This window comes from Flavobacterium sp. FPG59 (genome assembly GCF_002150205.1).
GTDB lineage: Bacteria > Bacteroidota > Bacteroidia > Flavobacteriales > Flavobacteriaceae > Flavobacterium.
Genome location: NZ_MTCA01000260.1, coordinates 1 through 3,819, shown reverse-complemented (window position 1 = coordinate 3,819; position 3,819 = coordinate 1). Strand labels below are relative to the sequence as shown.

General features: G+C 32.8%; 4 protein-coding genes. 1 reads left to right on the top strand and 3 read right to left on the bottom strand.

Annotated features, from left to right (window positions below):
• Window positions 1-104 precede the first annotated feature (104 nt).
• Window positions 105-1,043 carry an L-threonine 3-dehydrogenase gene (locus FPG59_RS14635; RefSeq protein ID WP_086455311.1) on the top strand — a complete coding sequence of 313 codons (939 nt, stop codon included), beginning with the start codon at window positions 105-107 and terminating at the stop codon, window positions 1,041-1,043.
• Window positions 1,044-1,118: 75 nt separating this feature from the next.
• Here the strand turns inward: FPG59_RS14635 and FPG59_RS14630 are convergent, their stop codons facing one another.
• The 3 genes from FPG59_RS14630 to FPG59_RS14620 form a co-directional block, all read right to left on the bottom strand.
• The gene (locus FPG59_RS14630) at window positions 1,119-1,571 is read right to left on the bottom strand and encodes a hypothetical protein (protein ID WP_086455310.1); all 453 of its coding nucleotides are present in this window, start codon (window positions 1,569-1,571) and stop codon (window positions 1,119-1,121) included.
• Between the two features lie 233 nt (window positions 1,572-1,804).
• On the bottom strand, window positions 1,805-2,374 hold the full coding sequence (locus FPG59_RS14625; RefSeq protein WP_086455309.1) for a hypothetical protein: 570 nt from the start codon (window positions 2,372-2,374) through the stop codon (window positions 1,805-1,807).
• Between the two features lie 7 nt (window positions 2,375-2,381).
• Window positions 2,382-3,683 carry a hypothetical protein gene (locus tag FPG59_RS14620; RefSeq protein ID WP_086455308.1) on the bottom strand — a complete coding sequence of 434 codons (1,302 nt, stop codon included), beginning with the start codon at window positions 3,681-3,683 and terminating at the stop codon, window positions 2,382-2,384.
• Window positions 3,684-3,819: the final 136 nt, after the last annotated feature.

Here is a 3,819-nt window from a genome sequence, read left to right as displayed (position 1 = left end):
GTAAGAAATAGCACATTACTAATTTTTATGTGTTTTTATAAAGATTCTAATAATTTTTTGATATTTTCGAAAACGTTATCTTTGCTTAACAAAACTTAAAAAAAATGAGTACAAAAATATTAATTATAGGCGCTTGTGGCCAAATAGGAACAGAGCTAACGCAAAAGTTACGCGCAATTTACGGAACAGATAATGTTATAGCCTCTGATATCCGTAAATTAAATATTGATGTCGTAAATTCAGGCCCATTTGAAGTGGTAAATGCGTTAGATTTTAATCAGATTGAGCATTTAGTTGAAGTACATCAAATTACCGATGTATATTTAATGGCGGCACTTTTATCGGCAACAGCCGAGAAAAATCCAGCATTTGCATGGGACTTGAATATGAACTCTTTATTTCATGTTTTGAATTTGGCGAAAGCCGGAAAAATAAAAAAAATATTTTGGCCATCAAGCATCGCGGTTTTTGGACCAACAACCCCTAAAGAAAACACGCCACAATACACGGTTATGGAGCCATCAACGGTTTATGGAATCAGTAAACAAGCGGGTGAAAGATGGTGTGAGTATTACCACAATATCTTTGGTATAGATGTACGCAGCATACGTTATCCTGGTTTGATCAGTTGGTCATCGCCTCCTGGTGGCGGAACTACAGATTATGCTGTAGATATTTATCACAAAGCACTCGCCGATCAAAAATACGAGTGTTTTTTATCTTCAGAAACTAAAATGCCTATGATGTACATGGACGATGCTATTGCGGCAACCATTAAAATCATGCAAGCACCCGTTGAGCAAATTAAAATTCGTTCCTCATACAATTTGGCTGCAATGAGCTTTACACCAACAGAAATTGCTGCTGAAATCCAGAAACACATTCCTGAATTTACCATTACATACGAACCAGATTTCCGTCAGAAAATTGCCGACAGCTGGCCTGCCAGTATTGATGACAGCAGTGCTCGCGAAGACTGGAACTGGAATCATGAGTTTGATTTAGCAACCATGACAATTGATATGCTACAGCATTTGAAGTAAAATTTTTGAACATAAATAAAACGCCGCAAAATTGTTTTTTGCGGCGTTTTTTGTTTGCTGATTTTTACATAAAAATCATTTATGCATTGTTTCATCAGATCGAGAGTTATTTAAGTTCCCTCCTCCACCTTTTGTAAGGTTAAACAAAATAATTATTTCTGATTTGTTGTTTAGTATAAAAGGTATTGTCAATGATTTATTAAACTGCACATAAAATAAATGCTCACCTGAGTTCAATTTAACTGCATCACTTTTAACATCCACATTACTGCCCGCAGATTGCGTAATTGCTATTTTTTCGGGGTTTTTATGATACTCCTCTCGAACAGTTTTTAAAAAAAACAGACAAAGATCCTTTTGTTTTTGAGTATAGTTAATTCTCTTTTTTAAAATTTGCTCCAAAGGAATTTTTTCATCAACAAGTTCAACTGCAAAATCCCTCACTTCATTTTCATCTTTTTGTAAACTAAAATAAATTACAACAATTGATACTACAATTAACAATACTATCAGAATTGATTTTTTCATAATTTTTTAATTACAAGTCCCTTAATTACTAATTGCGTTAGCTTCTGTTGTTTGTGGTCGATAATTTGTTTGGTTAAATATTATATCCCTACTTACGCGAGCGTCCTGCTCGTGAACACACACTAAATTGAAATATACCTTAACTTATTGTAACAAACTGCAATCATAGTGCTTGTTGGCAATCGGCACGAGCGGGACGCTCAATCTAGTAAAGGTCTTGGATGTATTCAAGACTAATGATAAATGTAATCTCCTATTTCCTTTTCAACTTTCCAATGATTTTTCTCCCTTTTCATAATTACAATTCTTGCAGTTCCGCCTCCAAAAAGAAATGCTTTTTGATAATAAAATAAAACATATTTTTTATTCCAATAATAAAGTGGTTCAGAAAGAAAAATTATTTCATAGTTACCTGTCCCCATTGCTATTTTTTGGGTAAATGCTTCACCAAAGAGTACTTTCTTACTTTCATATAAAAACTTGAAATCATTGAAATCACTTTTTTTCCATTCTTGCGGTAATGTGTCATTTTTATATTCCAGATACATTTTTTTCCAATGCTTCAAATTAAAATACGCATGAGTATCTGTTTGCGGCAGTAGATGATTTAAACCTTCACTTCCATTAAAAATACGAAGAACTTGTTTGTTGCTAATTTTTTCTTGTTGAAGAATGTATGTCTTGTTTAATTTTTGTGAAATTAAGAATGTTTTGATTGGCTCATATTTGTTTGAAGATTTTAAACCTTTGCACGACAAAAATACAAACGCTAACAATAACATAAATTGCTTTAAGTATTTCATCTAATAATTATTTATTACAAGAATTGCCTACTATACTAATCTCACCAACATTCTGACCAATACGTTCAGCATGTACCCTTTTTATAATTCTTTGTCTCGCAGCATAATTAACATCGTTTTGGTCATCAGGATATGTTTTTGTAAAATACTTAGTCTTATATAAACCACTTAAAGCTAAGTCTCTATAAACTTCTGAAGCCATTCCCTTTTCAACACGTATACCTGTATGAAATTCTTGAACTGTCTCTGCTATTCCATTTACATACTTAGTTGCAATTAATTCCTCATGTTCATCTTGAAGAATTGTAGGATCCTTTGATGATTTGTACGCAATAAACGCATCAAACAAAGAAGGGAAATCACAAATAGTAGTGCCACAACCAGTATCAAATTCATTTTGAATAGATACTAGGTATGCATGAATTATTTCATGCGTTAAAGTAGTTGCTACTGATAAATTTGTTGGTCTTGAATTAAAATGCGTGCCATAAATATAATCTTGGTTAAGTACAATGTTTATATCAAATTTTGAATTACCCACTGGTGATGTTTCTGCAAAATTATTAGGATTTGTCACCCCCAATTTTAAAAAAATGTTATTGATTGAACCCCCAGAATCAAATCGATTTACCATTGTTGAAATATCATTTACTGTGCCCAATTTTAATTTATCAAGAACTGCTTTTGTACAAGGATCCAACTCACTATCATCAATTTTATCTTCAAAATCCTCTTCTTCTTCAACCACAGGTTCAGCTTCTGCTTCAGCAGATGCACCACCGCCACCACCGTATTTTTCAAAATCCCATATCAATGAGTCTGGAGTTGAATTATCATATACTGGTGATGATGAGTCAAAAATATGATTGATTTGAATTGTAGATTTCTTTCTTGGTGGTATAATAACTTCGTTTAATCGTATCGGTTGGTCATCAGAAGCTGATTTATTTGTGGCAGTTGATTTGGCAGCATTTATTTTTAATACAAACTGAGATACCAGAAAACCGTCTTTTACTCTGAAACCGTTCATAAATTCGCCAGATAAACTTGTTATCATTATTCTTCCGGAAAAATCTTTTGTCTTTTGTTCACCATCAGGATACATGGTAAAAATTGCATTTTTTAACGTGTCATTTATAGTTAGTAGCACTATTCTTCTATACTGCGTTTTATCATTATTTAATAATGGAATTACTGTTAAGAACTGATCGCTATTACTAATTTCTTCTTGTGATATAGCATCATAATTAGGTGAATTGCTCGTTTTTGTTGCTTTTTTAATGCTTGTTCGTAATGGATTTTGCTGCAAAAATCTGAATTGCCTGCTCTCTTGATACCGTTTTAATAGTGGCCTCATTCTGTATCAAGGCTTCTTCTGTACTACACGATTGCATAATACAAAATGTAATGCTCATGAAAAATAAAACGATACTTCGCCTTATTTC

Coding starts and splice junctions, on each gene's coding strand:
- FPG59_RS14635 (WP_086455311.1), top strand. CDS start 105: ATGAGTACAAAAATATTAATTATAGGCGCTTGTGGCCAAATAGGAACA.
- FPG59_RS14630 (WP_086455310.1), bottom strand. CDS start 1,571: ATGAAAAAATCAATTCTGATAGTATTGTTAATTGTAGTATCAATTGTT.
- FPG59_RS14625 (WP_086455309.1), bottom strand. CDS start 2,374: ATGAAATACTTAAAGCAATTTATGTTATTGTTAGCGTTTGTATTTTTG.